We start from the raw sequence: 14,136 nt of genomic DNA on the forward strand, positions 1-14,136 counted from the left end.
GGCGGCGGCGACGGTCCGCCATCGACCTTTACCTTAACCAGAACTTAAGTAACATGGCCGCGAGGCCGCCGCGGCGATCGAGGGCCGGACGCGGCGGGGAGCGGGATTTCGCGACGGTCGGCCCCTCCGCCGGCCCGATTCGGCGGCGTATGGAGCGGAACGCGCCATGTCCATGAGAGAGCTTGGTCACGCGGCGACCGGCTTGATCTGGATGCTGGCGGCGTCCTCGGTGATCGCGGGCCAGTTCCACGAGAGCGGCACGGAACCTCCCCCCGACGCTTCGGCGGTTCCGCCATTTTACCAGCCGTTCTTCTTTCGAACCGACGAGGAAGCCCCGGGCCTCTCGCCCCGCGTGGACGTCCATGCCCGCCGGGCGATCCACGACCAGGTCGCCCGACCGGGGTACCTGGAGGCCGCCCCCCCTCGCGAGGTCCGCGCCGGACGGCCGGGTCGACTCCGTCACGTCGGACGACTGGCGTCGTCCATCTTCGGCCCGCCGGTCTCCAGGGCGAGGCCGGACCCGAACCGACACGGAGCAGGCCCACACATCCCCGAGCCGATGGTCTTCGACCTCGTCCGCGGGCTCGGGGCTCGTCGCGGCGAGTTCGAGGTCAACGTGCTCAGCCTCGCGCCGTTCCGACGCGGTGGCCCGAAGTATGAGTGGGCCCCCGAGATCGAGTGGGCGATCGCCGACGGTTTCGCGATCGAATACGAGTTGCCGATCTTCGACACCCAGATCGTCGCCCAGAAGTTCGCGGCGCAGTACACCTTCGGGACGGCCTTCGACGACGCCTTCATCCACGGCGTGCAGGGCATCGCCTACTTCGATACCCGCGAGCGCGAGTTCATCCCGACGCTCCTCTACCTCGCGGGCGTGAGGCTGGACGAGACGTGGAGCCTCTTCGGCATGTTCGGCGGCAGCGTCGGCCCGCAGATCTTCCCGTTCAGCGACGAGCCGCCGACGACTGGCACGGACCTCATCGTCAACCTCTCGATCTTCGCCGACGTCACCGAGCGTCTCGTGCTCGGGGTGGAGACCAACTTCTCCAGGCAGCTTCGCGGGCCGTCGGAGTTCCTGTTCATGCCCCAGGTCCACTACCGGCTCTCGGAGCGGATGAGCGGCCAGTTCGGCATGGGCATGCGGGACGACGTGGAGGGCCGCCACGGCGAGCTGGGATTCCGGATCATCTTCGAACGCTGAGTCGGCCGGCTCAGGCGGTGTCCAGGTCGGACAGGTCGGCGGGGGCCTCCCCCGACCACGGCTTGACGATGACGCGGGTGCCGTGGACGTCGACGACCTCGACGAGGCTGTCGGGCTCGATGTAGAAGTTGTCGGCGGTCACGTCGATCAGCAGGTTGCCGAAACGAGCCTTGCCCGTCGGGCGCAGGGGGGACGTGGTCCGCCCGGTCTCCCCGATCAGGAAGGCCAGCGACTCGTAGCCTTCCATCGAGGGCTTCGCGGTCGGGTCGGTCGCGGGCTCGTCCCAGGGCTCGGGCTTGAGGATCAGCCGGTTGAAGATCGGGATGCCCGGGAGGTAGTGGGCCAGGACCACGGCGCCCGCGGTCACGCCCAGCAGCGCGCCGGTGAGCTGGATGAGCGTGATGCCCATCTCGCGGTATTCGTACTCCTGGGTCGGCCAGACGAAGGTGTGGCTCGCCATGACGATGCTGACGAGCATCAGCGCGATCCCCGCCATGCCGAAGACGCCGAAGCCCGGCAGGACGAACAGCTCGATCGCCAGCGCGAGCAGGCCGAGCAGGAACAGGATGATCTCCAGCTGGTCGGCCGTGCCGCCGAGGTAGTGGCTCCAGAAGAAGAGCATGAACGCCAGGGCGGAGGTGATCGCCGGCAGGCCGATGCCCGGCAGCTTCAGCTCCAGCACCATCATGAACAGGCCGACGAACAGCAGCAGCCAGCTCACGTAGGGATCGGTCAGGGTCGTGACCAGCTCGTCGACCCAGGTGGGGCCCTCGACGCGGATCGGCACCCCCTGGAGGCCGTGAAGCGCCTTCAACTCCTCCAGGTCGCGGACCACCTGGCCCATGCCGAAGGATTCGGCGTCCGCGGCCGTGATCAGCAGCGGCCCCTCCGCGCCGACGTTCCGCGCCACGATGTTCTTGAACCTGTCGCGATCGGCCTCGGCCGCGTCGCGGGCCACGGGACGGGTCGCCCCGGTCTCCGAGTCGAGGGCGTCGACCAGCTCGACGGCCGGGTCGACGAGCGCCCGCGCGACGTCGGGCGAGTGCCCCTTGCGCGAGGCGAGGAACGCGGCCTTCTCGGCCAGGGCGTCGATCTGGGCCTCCGAGAGCGGCTGGAGGGCCCCCCGCCCGGTGACGAGCTGGTCGACGTCGCCGAGCCGGCCCCCCTCGGCGAAGACGATGTCGCGGCAGGCCAGCGGGAGCAGCGCGGCGACCCCCAGGGCTCGCTCGTTGACGTAGGCGACCGTCTTCATGTCCTGGACGCCGGCGATCAGGTCGGCGATCGCGTCGGCCGGCTCGATCAGGCCGCCGGGGCTGTCGATCTCGAAGAAGACGAGGTTGGCGGCCTCTCGCCTGGCCTGGCCGATCCTGCGCCCGAGGTAGGAGACCATCGCCGGCTCGATGGGGCCCTCGATCTTGATCCAGACCGGGCGCGGCAACTGCCCCAGCGTGGGGTCGTCGAGGGTGGACTGGCCGGCGATGCGGTAGAAGGCGGCGACCTCCGCGGGGGTCTCGGCCAGGCGCTTGGCGAAGCCCTCGTCGCGAGCCCGCTCGGCGGTCAGGACGCCCCGGCGGCCCCCCTCCCAGGCGGGCTTGTCGTCGACGACCTGGCGGGAGCTTCGGAACTCGTCCAGGTTCTCGGCCATGACGTAGTGGGCGCCCCGGTCGGCCGTGCGGACCAGGCGGAGGTCGGCGTCGCGGTCGAGCATGCCAAGGATCAGGTCGGCGTCGCGGGCCTTCCGCACGGCCAGGAACCGGACGGGCTCGCGGAGGGCGGGGTCGAACGACTGGGTCTCGGGCGTGATCGGCCCGAGGCTGGCCTGGGAGCCCATCACGATCTCGGTGCAGGCGAGGGCCGGCAGGACCGCGAAGCCGGTCAGCGGCTTCGGCACGTAGGCCACCGTCAGACGGGCGCCGCCGAGGTCGCGGGCGATGTAGTTCGCCAGGTCGTAGGCCGCGCCGAAGTCGCTGCTCCCCGGCGCGGACTCGCCGGGGAGGAACTGGAAGACGAGGATCGGGCTTTTGGCCCCCTCGCGGCGCGACGCCTGGTCGACGAGGTGGCGGGTCCGGGCTCGGACCTGGGCGATCTGCTCGTGGGTGATCGGCTCGGTCACGGTGAAGAACTGGCCGGGCGTCGCCTCTCCCGCGGGCGCGGCGGCGTCGAGGGCCTGGGCCATCGCCGCGGCCGTCGTGAGCATCAGCGCGATCACCGAGGCGAGGGCGTGGCGGGCGACAACGGCGCGCTTCATCAGAGTGGGACTCCCTCCGCGTACCGACGTCGCGGCGTGACCGTGCGAGGGGTCCGGCTTCGGGACTCGCGAACCGCGGCGACCGCGGCGCCCGGGGTTACCACGAACGCCTCCCTCGCTGTTCAACCGCGCTGATTATAGGGGCGGCGAAAATCACCGTCAAACGCCCGACGATCCAGGCCGGCGCGCACGCGAGCCCTCCCGGGGGAGGGCTCGGCGGGCATTACGGGCCGGGGCGGCTCAGCGCCGGGCGGCGGGGGCGGCGGCCGATCGCGGGGCGTTGGCCGGGGCGGGGCGCCGGGCCTCGCCGGCGGGCTGCGCCTGGGCCGGGGGCTGCCGCGCGCCGGGCGTCTCGCCGGTCGGGTTGCGGACGACCTTCCACTTCTCGAACTCTTGGCCGACGAAGTTCTTGCCGTCCACCGCGACGTTCGGCTTCACGGACTCCATCTTGAAGTCCTTGGTGCTCTTGCCGTCGGGCGAGACGAGCAGGATCCGGACGGGGAGCATGAACGAGCGGTCGAGCTGGACCGACGCGCGGCTGAAGCTCTCGCGGTCGACGTCGAGCTTGGGCGTGATCGCCACGGCGTACGACGAGGCGTCCGGCGGGGCGAGCATCTTCATCTCGTAGCGGTCCTTGGCCTCTTCCGCCTTCATGTTGAACAGGAAGGGGAGGGGGCCCTCCTCGATGGCCTTCTCGGCCTGGTCCTTCTCCAGCGGGAAGATGAAGATCTGCCGCGTGTCGCTGCGGTACTGCCAGACCTCGGAGCCGGTGCACTGGATGCGCTCGTCGTGGATGCTGTCCCACGACCCGTCGTCCTTCTTCAGCGGCTTCCCCTGGGGGTCCTGCTTGATCTTCCTGAAGTCGATGAACGCCAGGTTGGGGTTCTTGAACAGGGCGCGCCCCTCGAAGTACTCGATCTCGTCGAACGAGGGGACGCGGTCGGTGCGGAAGATCGTCACGTCCAGGGTCTTGAGCTTGGTGCTCTGCCCCTCCCAGCGCTTCAGCAGGGTCTCGACGTCGATGTCGGCGGCGGCCTGCGCCCGCGCGGGGGGCTGGGCCGCGGCGGGGGCCTGGGCCTGCCCGGACGCCGGGGCGCCCCCGAAGGTCAACGCCCCGAGCAAGCCGCCCAGGCCGATCATCGCTCCCCATCTTCGCATGGTTCCCTCCATCTTCCGAAGCGTGTCGTCCTCGGGCGGACCCGTCCCGACCCCGCCGTCGGCTCGCGGCCTCTCGGCGCGCGTGCCCCGACGCTTGAGCGACTTCTTACCAAAGCCCCGGGAATCCGGCCAGCCCATCCCGCCGGCGCCACCGGACCCGAAAACGCGGCGGGACCGCCCCGTTCCGGCGGCCCCGGCGCGAACCATGCTCATGGGGAGGGCGTCTCACCCTAGGCAACCAACCCCGAAGGAGCCCGAGATGCGACCAGGTCCGATCCGCGACATGGCCCCACCCGCCTGGCCCCTCCCGATCATCGGCGCCGAGCCCAAGGGCCCGCGCCAGGCCGGCTCGCCGGCGGCCCGGCTCAGATGTAGTCGTTGAGCAGGTTTTCGAGCATCTCCTGCCGGCCGCTCGGGTTGCGCGCGGCCTCCCCCTTCGGGAGGATGTAGGCTTCCAGGTCGGCGAAGCTCGACCTCCCGGCCTCGACCTCGCGTCCCAGGTCACTGTCCCAGCTCGCGTATCGGGCCTTGACGAACTCGGCGAAGCGGCCATCCTCGCGGATGGCGTGCGCGATTTTGAGGCCGCGCGCGAAGGCGTCCATGCCGCCGATGTGGGCATGGAACAGGTCGACCGGCTCGAAGCTCTCGCGCCTCACCTTGGCGTCGAAGTTCACGCCGCCGGTGGTGAAGCCCCCCATCGCCAGCACGCCCTGCATGCACTGGGTCGTCAGGTAGATGTTGGTCGGGAACTGGTCGGTGTCCCACCCCAGGAGATAGTCGCCGGTGTTGGCGTCGATCGACCCCAGCGCCCCCGCGCCGATGGCCACCTCCATCTCGTGCATCATCTCGTGCCCGGCGAGCGTGGCGTGGTTCGTCTCCAGGTTGAGCTTGAAGTGGGGCAGGAGGTCGTAGGTCCGCAGGAAGTTGAGGCAGGCGGCGGCGTCGGAGTCGTACTGGTGCTTGGTCGGCTCCTTGGGCTTGGGCTCGATGTAGAAGGCGCCCTTGAAGCCGATCTTCTCCTTGTAATCGACCGCCATCCGCAGGAACCGGCCGAGGTGGTCCAGCTCGCGCTTCATGTCGGTGTTCAGGAGGGTCATGTAGCCTTCGCGGCCCCCCCAGAAGGTGTAGCCCTCGCCGCCGAGTTCGAGCGTCACCTCCATGGCCTTCTTCACCTGGGCGGCGGCGAAGGCGAAGACCTCCAGATTGGGGCTGGTGGCGGCCCCGTGCATGTAGCGGGGGTTGGAGAAGAGGTTGGCGGTCCCCCAGAGGAGCTTGATCCCGGTGCGCTCCTGCTCCTCCTTCAGCACCTTCGCCACGGCGTCGAGGTTGGCGTGGCTCTCCTTGAGGGTGGCGCCCTCGGGGGCGACGTCGCGGTCGTGGAAGGCGTAGAACGGCGCGCCGAGCTTCTCGATGAACTCGAACGCCGCGCGGGCGCGGGTCTGGGCGTTGGCGACCGAGTTCGAGCCGTCGTCCCAGGGGCGGAGGGCGGTCCCCGCGCCGAAGGGGTCGGAGAGGGGGTTCGTGAAGGTGTGCCAGTAGACAACGGAGAACCGCAGGTGGTCCCGCATCGTCCTGTCGCCGACGACCTCGTCGGCGTTGTAGTGCTTGAACTCCAGCGGGTTCCGCGACTTCGGGCCGCCGTACTGGATCTTGGGGATGTCGGGGAAGAAAGCGGTCATCGGGGGCCTCGCCGGGCGGCTTTCGGACAGTGGGAGGGGGTCGAGGAGACCCCAATCTAAGCCCCCCGCCGACCGGCCACAAGGCCCGCGCGACGCCCGGCGGGGACGGCCTTCGGATGCCGTCCCCGCGTCGGGCCGGGGGGGTCAATTCATGCCTGGGACCAGGGGGCCGGCCAGTTCCTCGTGGTAGAAGAGGCGGCCGGGGAGGGTGGGCATGAAGGTGCTGGGGACCCAGGGGTCGGCACCGTAGCGGAGGGTCATCCAGAGGCTGGTCCCCTGCCACTGCATGCCGCGACCGAAGACCCCCTCGGCGCCGCCGATGATCTTGTCGGCCTGGAGGAACAGGCCGGGGCCGATCGTGTTGGCGAAGGCCGGGACGAGCGTGGTGCGGCTCTTGAAGCTGGTGAGCGCGTTCTGCTCGATGGTCAGCGGGTGGAGCCGGGCACCGATGCGATGGGTGGCCTTCTTCCAGTCGTCGACGGTGGGATACTCGGCGGCGAAGTGGGGCTCCCAGAAGGCGATGTGGCAGACCCGGCCGATGCCGAAGACGACGTACAGCTCGGCCCCCTTGGACTTCAGCTCGCCGATCCGGTCGGCGTAGTGGGGGAGGCTGTCGGTCGTGGCGAAATGGCGCTGGGCCTCTGGGGCGGTCAGCTTGCCGAGCGGGCCGTAGAATGCCTGCTCCATCGCGTTCTGGAACGCGCCGGGGTCGTTGGAGGGGAGGGTGTTCCCCTCCTTGTCGCTCCATTCGTCCATGTTGAATCCGTGGACGTGATCACACGAGACGTCCCACTCCTTGAGGAAGTAGACGGCCCAGCGATACATGCCCATCGGCCCGACGGGGAGGATGAAGGCGGCCGGCTTGCCGCGGTCGCGGGCGCTCCGGATCGTGGAGGCGATCTCGTGGCCCATCATCACGTCGAAGTCCGCGACGTCGCGGCAGGGGATCAGCTCGAAGCCGGGATTCCACCAGGGCTGGCGGTCGCCGATCGACTCGGGGGGCTGGGAGCAGCACTCGTCGATCTTGGCGAGGTCCCAGCCGGCGGGGAGGAACCCCTCCATCATGGAGCCGGCGAATGTCGTGAGCAGGTTCATCGGCGAACGGGCCTCTACGGTTGGCGGACGGGGATAAGAGGGTCTCGATGGTTCGTCAGTCGACGAGGATCACGACCTTGCCGGCGAGCTGGCCCGCCTTGCCGATCGTGTTGGACTCCAGGAAGCGCTCGGCCTCGGCGGCCTCGGCGAGCGGGAAGGTCCGGCCGACGAGCGGCCTGAGCTTCCCCTCGCGGACCCAACGGATCATGTCCGACGCGCAGGCCTGTTGCTCCTCGGCCGAGGCGTTGAACATGGCGAATCCCAGCAGGGAGCAGTCGCGCGGGTAGAACGATCCGAGGGGGAGGGCGGGGGTCGCGTCGCGGCCGGCCATCAGGACCATCCGCCCGCGGGTGTTGAGAAGTGGGACGGTGGTGGGCAAATCGGGCTCGCGCTGGGTCTCGTACCAGACGTCGATGCCTTCGGGGCCGAACTCGCGGATCGTGGCGGCGAGGTCCGCCGTCTTGTAGTTGAAGGCGAGGTCGGCGCCGAGTTGCTTGCAGAGGTCGATGCGGTCGGGGGAGCCGGCGGAGGTCGCGACGCGGGCGCCGGCGGCCTTGGCCATCTGGACGACCATCGAGCCGACGCCCCCCGCGCCGCCGGGGACGTAGACGGCCTCGCCCTCCTTGAGCCCGGCGCGGTGGAAGAGGCCCAGGTGCGCGGTGATGCCGACCATCGCCATCGCGGCGGCGTCGACGTCGGCGAGCCCCTCGGGGATGGGGTTGAGCCACCCCTCGTCGATGGCGGCGAACTCGGCCGCGACCCCCTGGCGGCCCTTGAGCCCCTGGTTCGACCCCCAGACGCGATCGCCCGGGCTGAACATCCCCACCTCGGGGCCGACCTTCTCGACCACCCCGGCGAAGTCGCTCCCCAGGATGTAGGGGAAGGTCATCGGCATCTTCACGATGCCCGCCCGCAGGTAGAGGTCGAACGGGTTGAGGGCCACCGCCTTGACCCGCACCAACGCCTGCCCGGGACCGGGCTCGGGGACGGGGAGGTCGCCCACCCGGATCACGTCGGGGGGGCCGGTTTTCTCGATATATGCCGCGCGCATCCGCCTTGCCCTCGAACCGTTTCGCCGACCGAATCCGCCACGGAGGCCCCATCATAGCCGGCGCGCCGGCCCGACTGAATCCCTCGCCGCCCCGGCCCGGCTCCGGGCCGGGCGACAGCCATGGCGGGATGTCGCGAAGTCGTCACGGAGCCGCGCGTCAGATCCGTGACAGGTACTCGGGCGGCACGGCGTCGGTCAGCCAGACGCCGTTGGCCGAGCGGAGGAATTCGCGGCCGTCGCGGCCCATTCGGCCGGCTTCGATGGCGAGGATGACCGGCTGTCCGCGTCGCGCGCCGACCTTGCGGGCGGTCTCCACGTCGCCCGAGAGGTGGACGTGGTGACGCTTGCCGCGCGTCAGGCCGGATTCCAGGATCGACGGCATGAACCGCTCCACCGTGCCGTGGTAGAGGGTAGGGGGGGGCTCGCAAGCCTCAAGCTGGAGGTCCACCTCGACGCTGTGCCCCTGGTTGGCGCGGATCAGCTCGCCCGAGACGTCGAAGGCGAACCGCCGCTTGTCGTTGGTCTCGACGCACTCGATTAACTCGTCGAAGGTGATCGGGAACCCGTGCTGGCGGGTCGCGGCGAGCAGGTCGTCGACCGCGACCCAGCCGCCGGGCTGAAGCGTCAACCCGAGGTCTTGCGGGGCGTGCCGAAGGTGCTTCGCCAGGTACTTGCTGACGGTGATCAGGCGCTTGGACATGATGATGTTTCGTAAGTTTTCACGATGTCACTCGTCGCCGAGGACGCGCTTCTTGCGGAGCATGTGGTGGTAGTGCTGGGCGAAGCGGTGGGCCTCGTCGCGGACGTACTGGAGGAGGCGCAGGGAGAAGGCGCGGCGGCGGAGGACGATCGGGTCGGATCGGCCGGGGACGTAGATTTCCTCCTCGCGCTTGGCGAGCGAGATGAGCGTCGGCGGCTGGACCCCCTTCGCCTCGAAGGCTTCGAGCGCGGCGTTGAGCTGCCCCTTGCCGCCGTCGATCAGGAAGATGTCGGGGAACGGCTCGTCGCGCTCGCGAAGGCCGTCGATGCGCCGGGAGACGACCTCGCGGATCGACGCGAAGTCGTCCACGCCGGCCACGCTCTTGATGCGATACCGGCGGTAGCCCGGCTTGAAGGGCAGGCCGTCCACGAACGTCACCAGCGAGCCGACCGTCTCCGTCCCGCCCAGGTGCGCGATGTCCACGCCGTCGATCGTCCGGGGGATCGAATCGAGCTGGAGCACCTTCTTCAGGCCCTTCAGGCCCCGGCGCGGGTCGATGTAGAAGACCTCGGGCTGGGCGTGCTTGGCCAGGTCGCCGCGGAGGTTCAGGTTCTCCAGGGCCTTGATCTCGTCGCGGATCCGCGCGGCCTTCTCGAACTGGAGTTCGCGGGACGCCTCGCGCATCTCCTCGGCCATCTCCTTGAGGAGCACGTCCTTCTTTCCGTCGAGGAACAGCCGCAGTCGATGGATGTCGCGGCGGTAGGTCTCGCGGTCGATCCGCAGGTTGCACGGGGCGGTGCACTGGCCGATCGACGCCAGCAGGCAGGGGCGGAACCAGCGCCAGCGGGGGTCGTCCTCCTCGATCTCCAGGGAGCAGGTGCGGAACTTGAAGATGCGTTGCAGCACCTGGATCGCCCCGCGCAGGCTCTTGGCCCGGGGGAACGGGCCGTAGAGCTTCACGCCGGAATCCAGCGGCGTCCGGGTGAAGTTGACGCGGGGGAAGTCGTCGCCGACCGTGATCTGGAGATACGGGAAGGACTTGTCGTCCTTCAGGTCGCGGTTGTGGCGGGGCTGGATGTCCTTGATGAGCCGCGCCTCCATCAGGAGGGCGTCGACCTCGCTGTCGGCCGGGAGGTGGTCGATGTCCGCCACCTCGCCGATCCAGTTGACGATGCGCTTGTCGGTCTCGGCGGCCTTGTGGAAGTACGAACCGGCGCGGGCGCGGAGATTCTTGGCCTTGCCGATGTAGATCACGCGCCCGTGCGCGTCCTTCATCAGGTACACGCCGGGCGTGTTGGGGAAGTCGCGGACCTTCTCGGCGGGGGATCGGTCGGGGTGGGTCTTGGTGTCGGACATGGGGCCTCCGCGACCGTGAGCCCGACCCGGACCGCCCGCCCGCGCGGGGAGGTGGTCGGATCAGGCCACGTCGTCGAGATATTTTTCGATGTCGGTGGTCATTTGGTCAAGCATCGCCTTCGTCTGGGCCTTGGCGGCGGGGAGGGCGTCGGGCCCGTCCACGGTCGAGCGGGCGAAGAGATAGAACTTGATCTTGGGCTCCGTCCCCGACGGCCGGGCGGCGAAGCGGACCCCCTCGCGCTCGGTGTGGAAGATCAGCAGGTCGCCGGAGGGCTCGGGGAGCAGGGTGGGGCGTTCGACGCCCTTCACGTCGCGGATCTCGTGGGTCCGGTAGTCGTGGACCTGGGTGACGGCCAGCCCGGCGACGGTCATCGGCGGCGTCTCGCGGAACGCCTTCATGATGGACCGCATCTTCTCCAGCCCCTCGCGCCCCTTGTAGGTCTTGTTGATGAGGCGCTCGGCGTGATGTCCGACGTCGATGTAGAGATCGTCCAGGTACTCGACGACGGTCTGCTTGCGGTCCTTGCAGGTGGCGGCCAGCTCGGCGAAGAGCATGGCGGCGACGGCGGCGTCCTTGTCGCGGGCGTAGGTCCCCTTGAGGTAGCCGTAGGACTCCTCGAAGCCGAACAGGAAGCCGGCCGGCCCTTCGCGGTCGACGCGCTCGGCGATCCACTTGAAGCCGACGAGCAGGTCGTCCTCGGCGCGGATGCCCTCGCGCAGGGCCAACGCCCTGCCCATGGTCGTGGAGACCAGAGTGGTCACGATGTAGTGGTCGGGCCGGAGCCGGCCGAGGTCCGCGTACTGCTTCATCACGAACGCGGAGAGCAGCACGCCGATCTGGTTGCCGTCCAGCGTGATCCACTCGCCGGCGGTGTCGCCGGTGGCCGGCAGGCCGACGCCGATGCGATCGGCGTCCGGGTCGCTGGCGAGGACCAGGTCGGCCCCCGTCTTGCGGGCCTCGTCGATCGCGGCCTGCAACGTGGCGGGGTTCTCGGGGTTCGAGACGTGGCCGGGGACGTTGGGGAAGTCGCCGTCCTGGGTCCGCTGGGAGGCCAGGATGTTGACGTCCGCGAAGCCGTCGGCGGCGAGCGCCGCGGCGACCGAGGTCTCGCCGACGCCGTGCAGGGGGGTGTAGACGATGGAGATCCCCCGGGCGTGGCTGACCGACTCGCCGACGACCGCCGCGATGTAGGCCCGGTCGACCTCCTCGCCGACGTGGACGATGGAGCCGTCGGCCAGGCCTTCCTCCAGCGGCTTCTCCGGGATGTCGCGGTCGGAGGCGGCGGTGACGCGGGCGATGATCCCGGAGTCGTCCGGGGGGATCACCTGGCCGCCGACGTTGTTGTAGCACTTGAAGCCGTTGTCGGACGGCGGGTTGTGCGAGGCCGTGATCATGATCCCGGCGTCGCATCCCAGGTGGCGCACGGCGAAGGAGAGCAGGGGGGTGGAGCGGGCCTCGGGGAACAGGTACACCTTGAACCCCGCCGCGGCCAGGACGCGGGCGCAGAGGGCGGCGAACTCGGGGGAGTTGTGGCGGGTGTCGCGGGCGATGACGCAGGCGAGCGGGGCGCCGGGGCCCTTCTTCGCGGCGACGTAGTCGGCCAGGCCGCGGGCGCTCTCGGCCATGGTCCGCTCGTTCAGGACGTTGGTGCCCACGGGGTACATGATGCCGCGACGCCCGCCGGTGCCGAACTCCAGGACGGCGTAGAAGGCGTCGTCGAGCGACTTCCAGCGGCCGGCCTCGATCTCGGCGAGGAGCGTCTCGCGGTACCGGGCGAACGGCCCCTCGGACAGCCAGCGACGGATCCCCGCCGCGGCCGGCTCCGACAGCTCGCCCCCCTTCACGGCCTTCTCGATCCCGGCAAGCGCGGCGTCCACGGTCATCATCTCGGCGAACTCCAGCAAGGGCGGTCCCCGGGGCGCGAGCGCGCCCGGCGGGACGTCCCCAAGGCTAACTCGCAAGCCCCAGCGCGGACAAGCGAACGGCGCGCCCGGGGCCGGCTCGGGGCAACCCGTCGGTCGGCGCAAGTCCCAACTTGAGCCCGAATTTAGGTCGGAAAGCGTTTCCCCGGGGCCTTGTAAGAACGGCCGATTTGTAATTTCCTCTTGACAGCGCGGGGGATCCCGCTAGCCCGACCTTGACGGCGGAGCCCGCCCGGAGGAAATCCGCGTCCGCCGGCCCGCGACGCAACCCCGGCCCGGCCTGGAATTTGGGCTGGGGGGCGGGGAATTGGGAAGCTCGTTTCCCGGCGATGGCACGCCCGTTGCTCTATGAGTGTTTCGTCGGGACGAGGGCGAAGGACGCCGTCAACGGCGGATTCGCTCAAGTCATCGGGGTCGTCCGGCACGATGTAGATAGGACGATCAGGGAAGATCGCGTTCAGGCGGACGGGCCAAGAAGGCCCGCCGATCGCCACGGACAGGGAGGTCAGTATGGCTCGACCGACGTCAAGACGATCGCTGCGTTTCGAGGGCCTCGAGGACCGTCAGCTCCTTTCGTCGGCCGTCCCCAATAATGAGCAGCAACTGGCCCTCTCGCTGATCAACCTGGCGCGGACGAACCCGCAGGCCGCCTCGCAGTGGATGGGCTCGGTCGGTTCCGACGTGAAGCGGACGCTGGACCATTACAACGTGGACGTCGACGCGGTGAAGGCGACCGTCGCCTCCAGCCGGGCGCTGCCGCCGGTCGCGTGGAATCCCGACCTCGCCGAGGCCGCCCAGGCTCACAGCGAGGACATGGCCGCGAACAAGTATCAGTCGCACACCGGCTCCGACGGCTCCTCGCCCGAGGATCGGATGAAGCGGGCGGGCTTCAACGGCTCCGCGACCGCCGAGAATGCCTACGCTTACGCCAAGAGCGTCGACAACGCCACGCAGGCGTTCATGTACGACTGGGGAGTCGCCGACGCCGGCCACCGCCGCAACCTGATCCAGCCGGGCGTGGCCCCCGAGGCGTCGTTCACCGACGTCGGCGTGGGCGTCACGAAGACGACCGGCAAGATCGGGCCCGTGGTCGTCACCCAGAACTTCGGCCGCGACGCGTCCACCGCCCCCAAGGTCGTCGGCGTGGTCTATCACGACAACGACGGCGACGACTTCTACACGCCGGGCGAGGGGAAGGGGGGGGTCGCGATCGACGCCACCAACGTCGAGACCGGCCAGACCGCCTCCACCAGGAGCTGGGAGTCCGGCGGCTACCAGATTCCCCTGTCGGCGGGCCGGTACAAGGTGACCGCCAGCGAGAACGACGTTGTCATCAAGGAGGTCGAGGTCACGGTCTCGAACCTCAACGTGGCCCAGGACTTCGTCACCAGCAAGCCCTGGGACGGCCGGCTGCGGACGGCCATGAACGCCGCGAACCAGGTGAAGGCCTCCACGACGGCCGCCGCCCAGCCCGTCTCCCTCTCGGCCGACGTGAAGAGGTCCGAGCCGGTCGTGAAGACGAACGCCCCCGTCGTCGTCAAGGAATCGACCAAGCCCGCGTCGCCGCCGAAGATGGCCGTCTTCACCCCGGCCGACTGGAAGGGCCCCGACGTGGCCGCGTCGGCCCTCGCCGCCTGGTCCACCTGGAAGGCCAAGTCGGTTTGACCCGACCCGCGCCGGAGTCTCCGCGCACGAAGGCCGCCCCCTCGACCGTCCCTCCCGGGG

General features: G+C 69.7%; 10 protein-coding genes. 2 read left to right on the forward strand and 8 right to left on the reverse strand.

Annotation, left to right across the window (positions count from 1 at the left end):
• Positions 1 to 172 precede the first annotated feature (172 nt).
• Entirely contained in the window at positions 173 to 1,201 is a 1,029-nt protein-coding gene (locus WG209_RS23715) for a hypothetical protein (RefSeq protein ID WP_337177584.1), read from the forward strand.
• Positions 1,202 to 1,211: 10 nt separating this feature from the next.
• Here WG209_RS23715 and WG209_RS23720 read toward each other — a convergent pair whose 3' ends face one another.
• From WG209_RS23720 to WG209_RS23755, 8 genes are all read right to left on the reverse strand, one after another.
• Positions 1,212 to 3,449 (reverse strand): NfeD family protein, encoded by a 2,238-nt coding sequence (locus tag WG209_RS23720; RefSeq protein WP_337177585.1) that lies wholly within the window; start codon positions 3,447 to 3,449, stop codon positions 1,212 to 1,214.
• A gap of 240 nt (positions 3,450 to 3,689) precedes the next feature.
• Positions 3,690 to 4,607 carry an outer membrane lipoprotein-sorting protein gene (locus tag WG209_RS23725; protein WP_337177586.1) on the reverse strand — a complete coding sequence of 306 codons (918 nt, stop codon included), beginning with the start codon at positions 4,605 to 4,607 and terminating at the stop codon, positions 3,690 to 3,692.
• A 365-nt stretch (positions 4,608 to 4,972) separates the two neighbouring features.
• Positions 4,973 to 6,286 carry a xylose isomerase gene (gene xylA, locus WG209_RS23730; protein ID WP_337177587.1) on the reverse strand — a complete coding sequence of 438 codons (1,314 nt, stop codon included), beginning with the start codon at positions 6,284 to 6,286 and terminating at the stop codon, positions 4,973 to 4,975.
• Positions 6,287 to 6,430: 144 nt separating this feature from the next.
• Positions 6,431 to 7,381 carry a glucosamine-6-phosphate isomerase gene (locus WG209_RS23735; RefSeq protein WP_337177588.1) on the reverse strand — a complete coding sequence of 317 codons (951 nt, stop codon included), beginning with the start codon at positions 7,379 to 7,381 and terminating at the stop codon, positions 6,431 to 6,433.
• Positions 7,382 to 7,436: 55 nt separating this feature from the next.
• On the reverse strand, positions 7,437 to 8,432 hold the full coding sequence (locus WG209_RS23740; RefSeq protein WP_337177589.1) for an NADPH:quinone reductase: 996 nt from the start codon (positions 8,430 to 8,432) through the stop codon (positions 7,437 to 7,439).
• Between the two features lie 157 nt (positions 8,433 to 8,589).
• Positions 8,590 to 9,132: an RNA 2'-phosphotransferase gene (locus WG209_RS23745; RefSeq protein ID WP_337177590.1), complete on the reverse strand. Its 543-nt coding sequence runs from the start codon at positions 9,130 to 9,132 to the stop codon at positions 8,590 to 8,592.
• Positions 9,133 to 9,159: 27 nt separating this feature from the next.
• Entirely contained in the window at positions 9,160 to 10,488 is a 1,329-nt protein-coding gene (locus WG209_RS23750) for an excinuclease ABC subunit UvrC (RefSeq protein ID WP_337177591.1), read from the reverse strand.
• A gap of 60 nt (positions 10,489 to 10,548) precedes the next feature.
• Positions 10,549 to 12,375: a phospho-sugar mutase gene (locus WG209_RS23755; RefSeq protein ID WP_337177592.1), complete on the reverse strand. Its 1,827-nt coding sequence runs from the start codon at positions 12,373 to 12,375 to the stop codon at positions 10,549 to 10,551.
• Positions 12,376 to 12,921: 546 nt separating this feature from the next.
• Here WG209_RS23755 and WG209_RS23760 point away from each other — a divergent pair.
• Complete coding sequence (locus tag WG209_RS23760) at positions 12,922 to 14,076, forward strand: CAP domain-containing protein (RefSeq protein WP_337177593.1); 1,155 nt, start codon at positions 12,922 to 12,924, stop codon at positions 14,074 to 14,076.
• Positions 14,077 to 14,136: the final 60 nt, after the last annotated feature.

This window comes from Paludisphaera sp. (assembly GCF_037189885.1).
Classification (GTDB): domain Bacteria; phylum Planctomycetota; class Planctomycetia; order Isosphaerales; family Isosphaeraceae; genus Paludisphaera.

Excerpts from the sequence above, each read along its gene's own strand:
- WG209_RS23750 (WP_337177591.1), bottom strand. The coding sequence starts at position 10,488 with ATGTCCGACACCAAGACCCACCCCGACCGATCCCCCGCCGAGAAGGTC.
- WG209_RS23745 (WP_337177590.1), bottom strand. The coding sequence starts at position 9,132 with ATGTCCAAGCGCCTGATCACCGTCAGCAAGTACCTGGCGAAGCACCTT.
- xylA (WP_337177587.1), bottom strand. The coding sequence starts at position 6,286 with ATGACCGCTTTCTTCCCCGACATCCCCAAGATCCAGTACGGCGGCCCG.
- WG209_RS23755 (WP_337177592.1), bottom strand. The coding sequence starts at position 12,375 with ATGATGACCGTGGACGCCGCGCTTGCCGGGATCGAGAAGGCCGTGAAG.
- WG209_RS23725 (WP_337177586.1), bottom strand. The coding sequence starts at position 4,607 with ATGCGAAGATGGGGAGCGATGATCGGCCTGGGCGGCTTGCTCGGGGCG.
- WG209_RS23715 (WP_337177584.1), top strand. The coding sequence starts at position 173 with ATGAGAGAGCTTGGTCACGCGGCGACCGGCTTGATCTGGATGCTGGCG.
- WG209_RS23740 (WP_337177589.1), bottom strand. The coding sequence starts at position 8,432 with ATGCGCGCGGCATATATCGAGAAAACCGGCCCCCCCGACGTGATCCGG.
- WG209_RS23720 (WP_337177585.1), bottom strand. The coding sequence starts at position 3,449 with ATGAAGCGCGCCGTTGTCGCCCGCCACGCCCTCGCCTCGGTGATCGCG.
- WG209_RS23735 (WP_337177588.1), bottom strand. The coding sequence starts at position 7,381 with ATGAACCTGCTCACGACATTCGCCGGCTCCATGATGGAGGGGTTCCTC.
- WG209_RS23760 (WP_337177593.1), top strand. The coding sequence starts at position 12,922 with ATGGCTCGACCGACGTCAAGACGATCGCTGCGTTTCGAGGGCCTCGAG.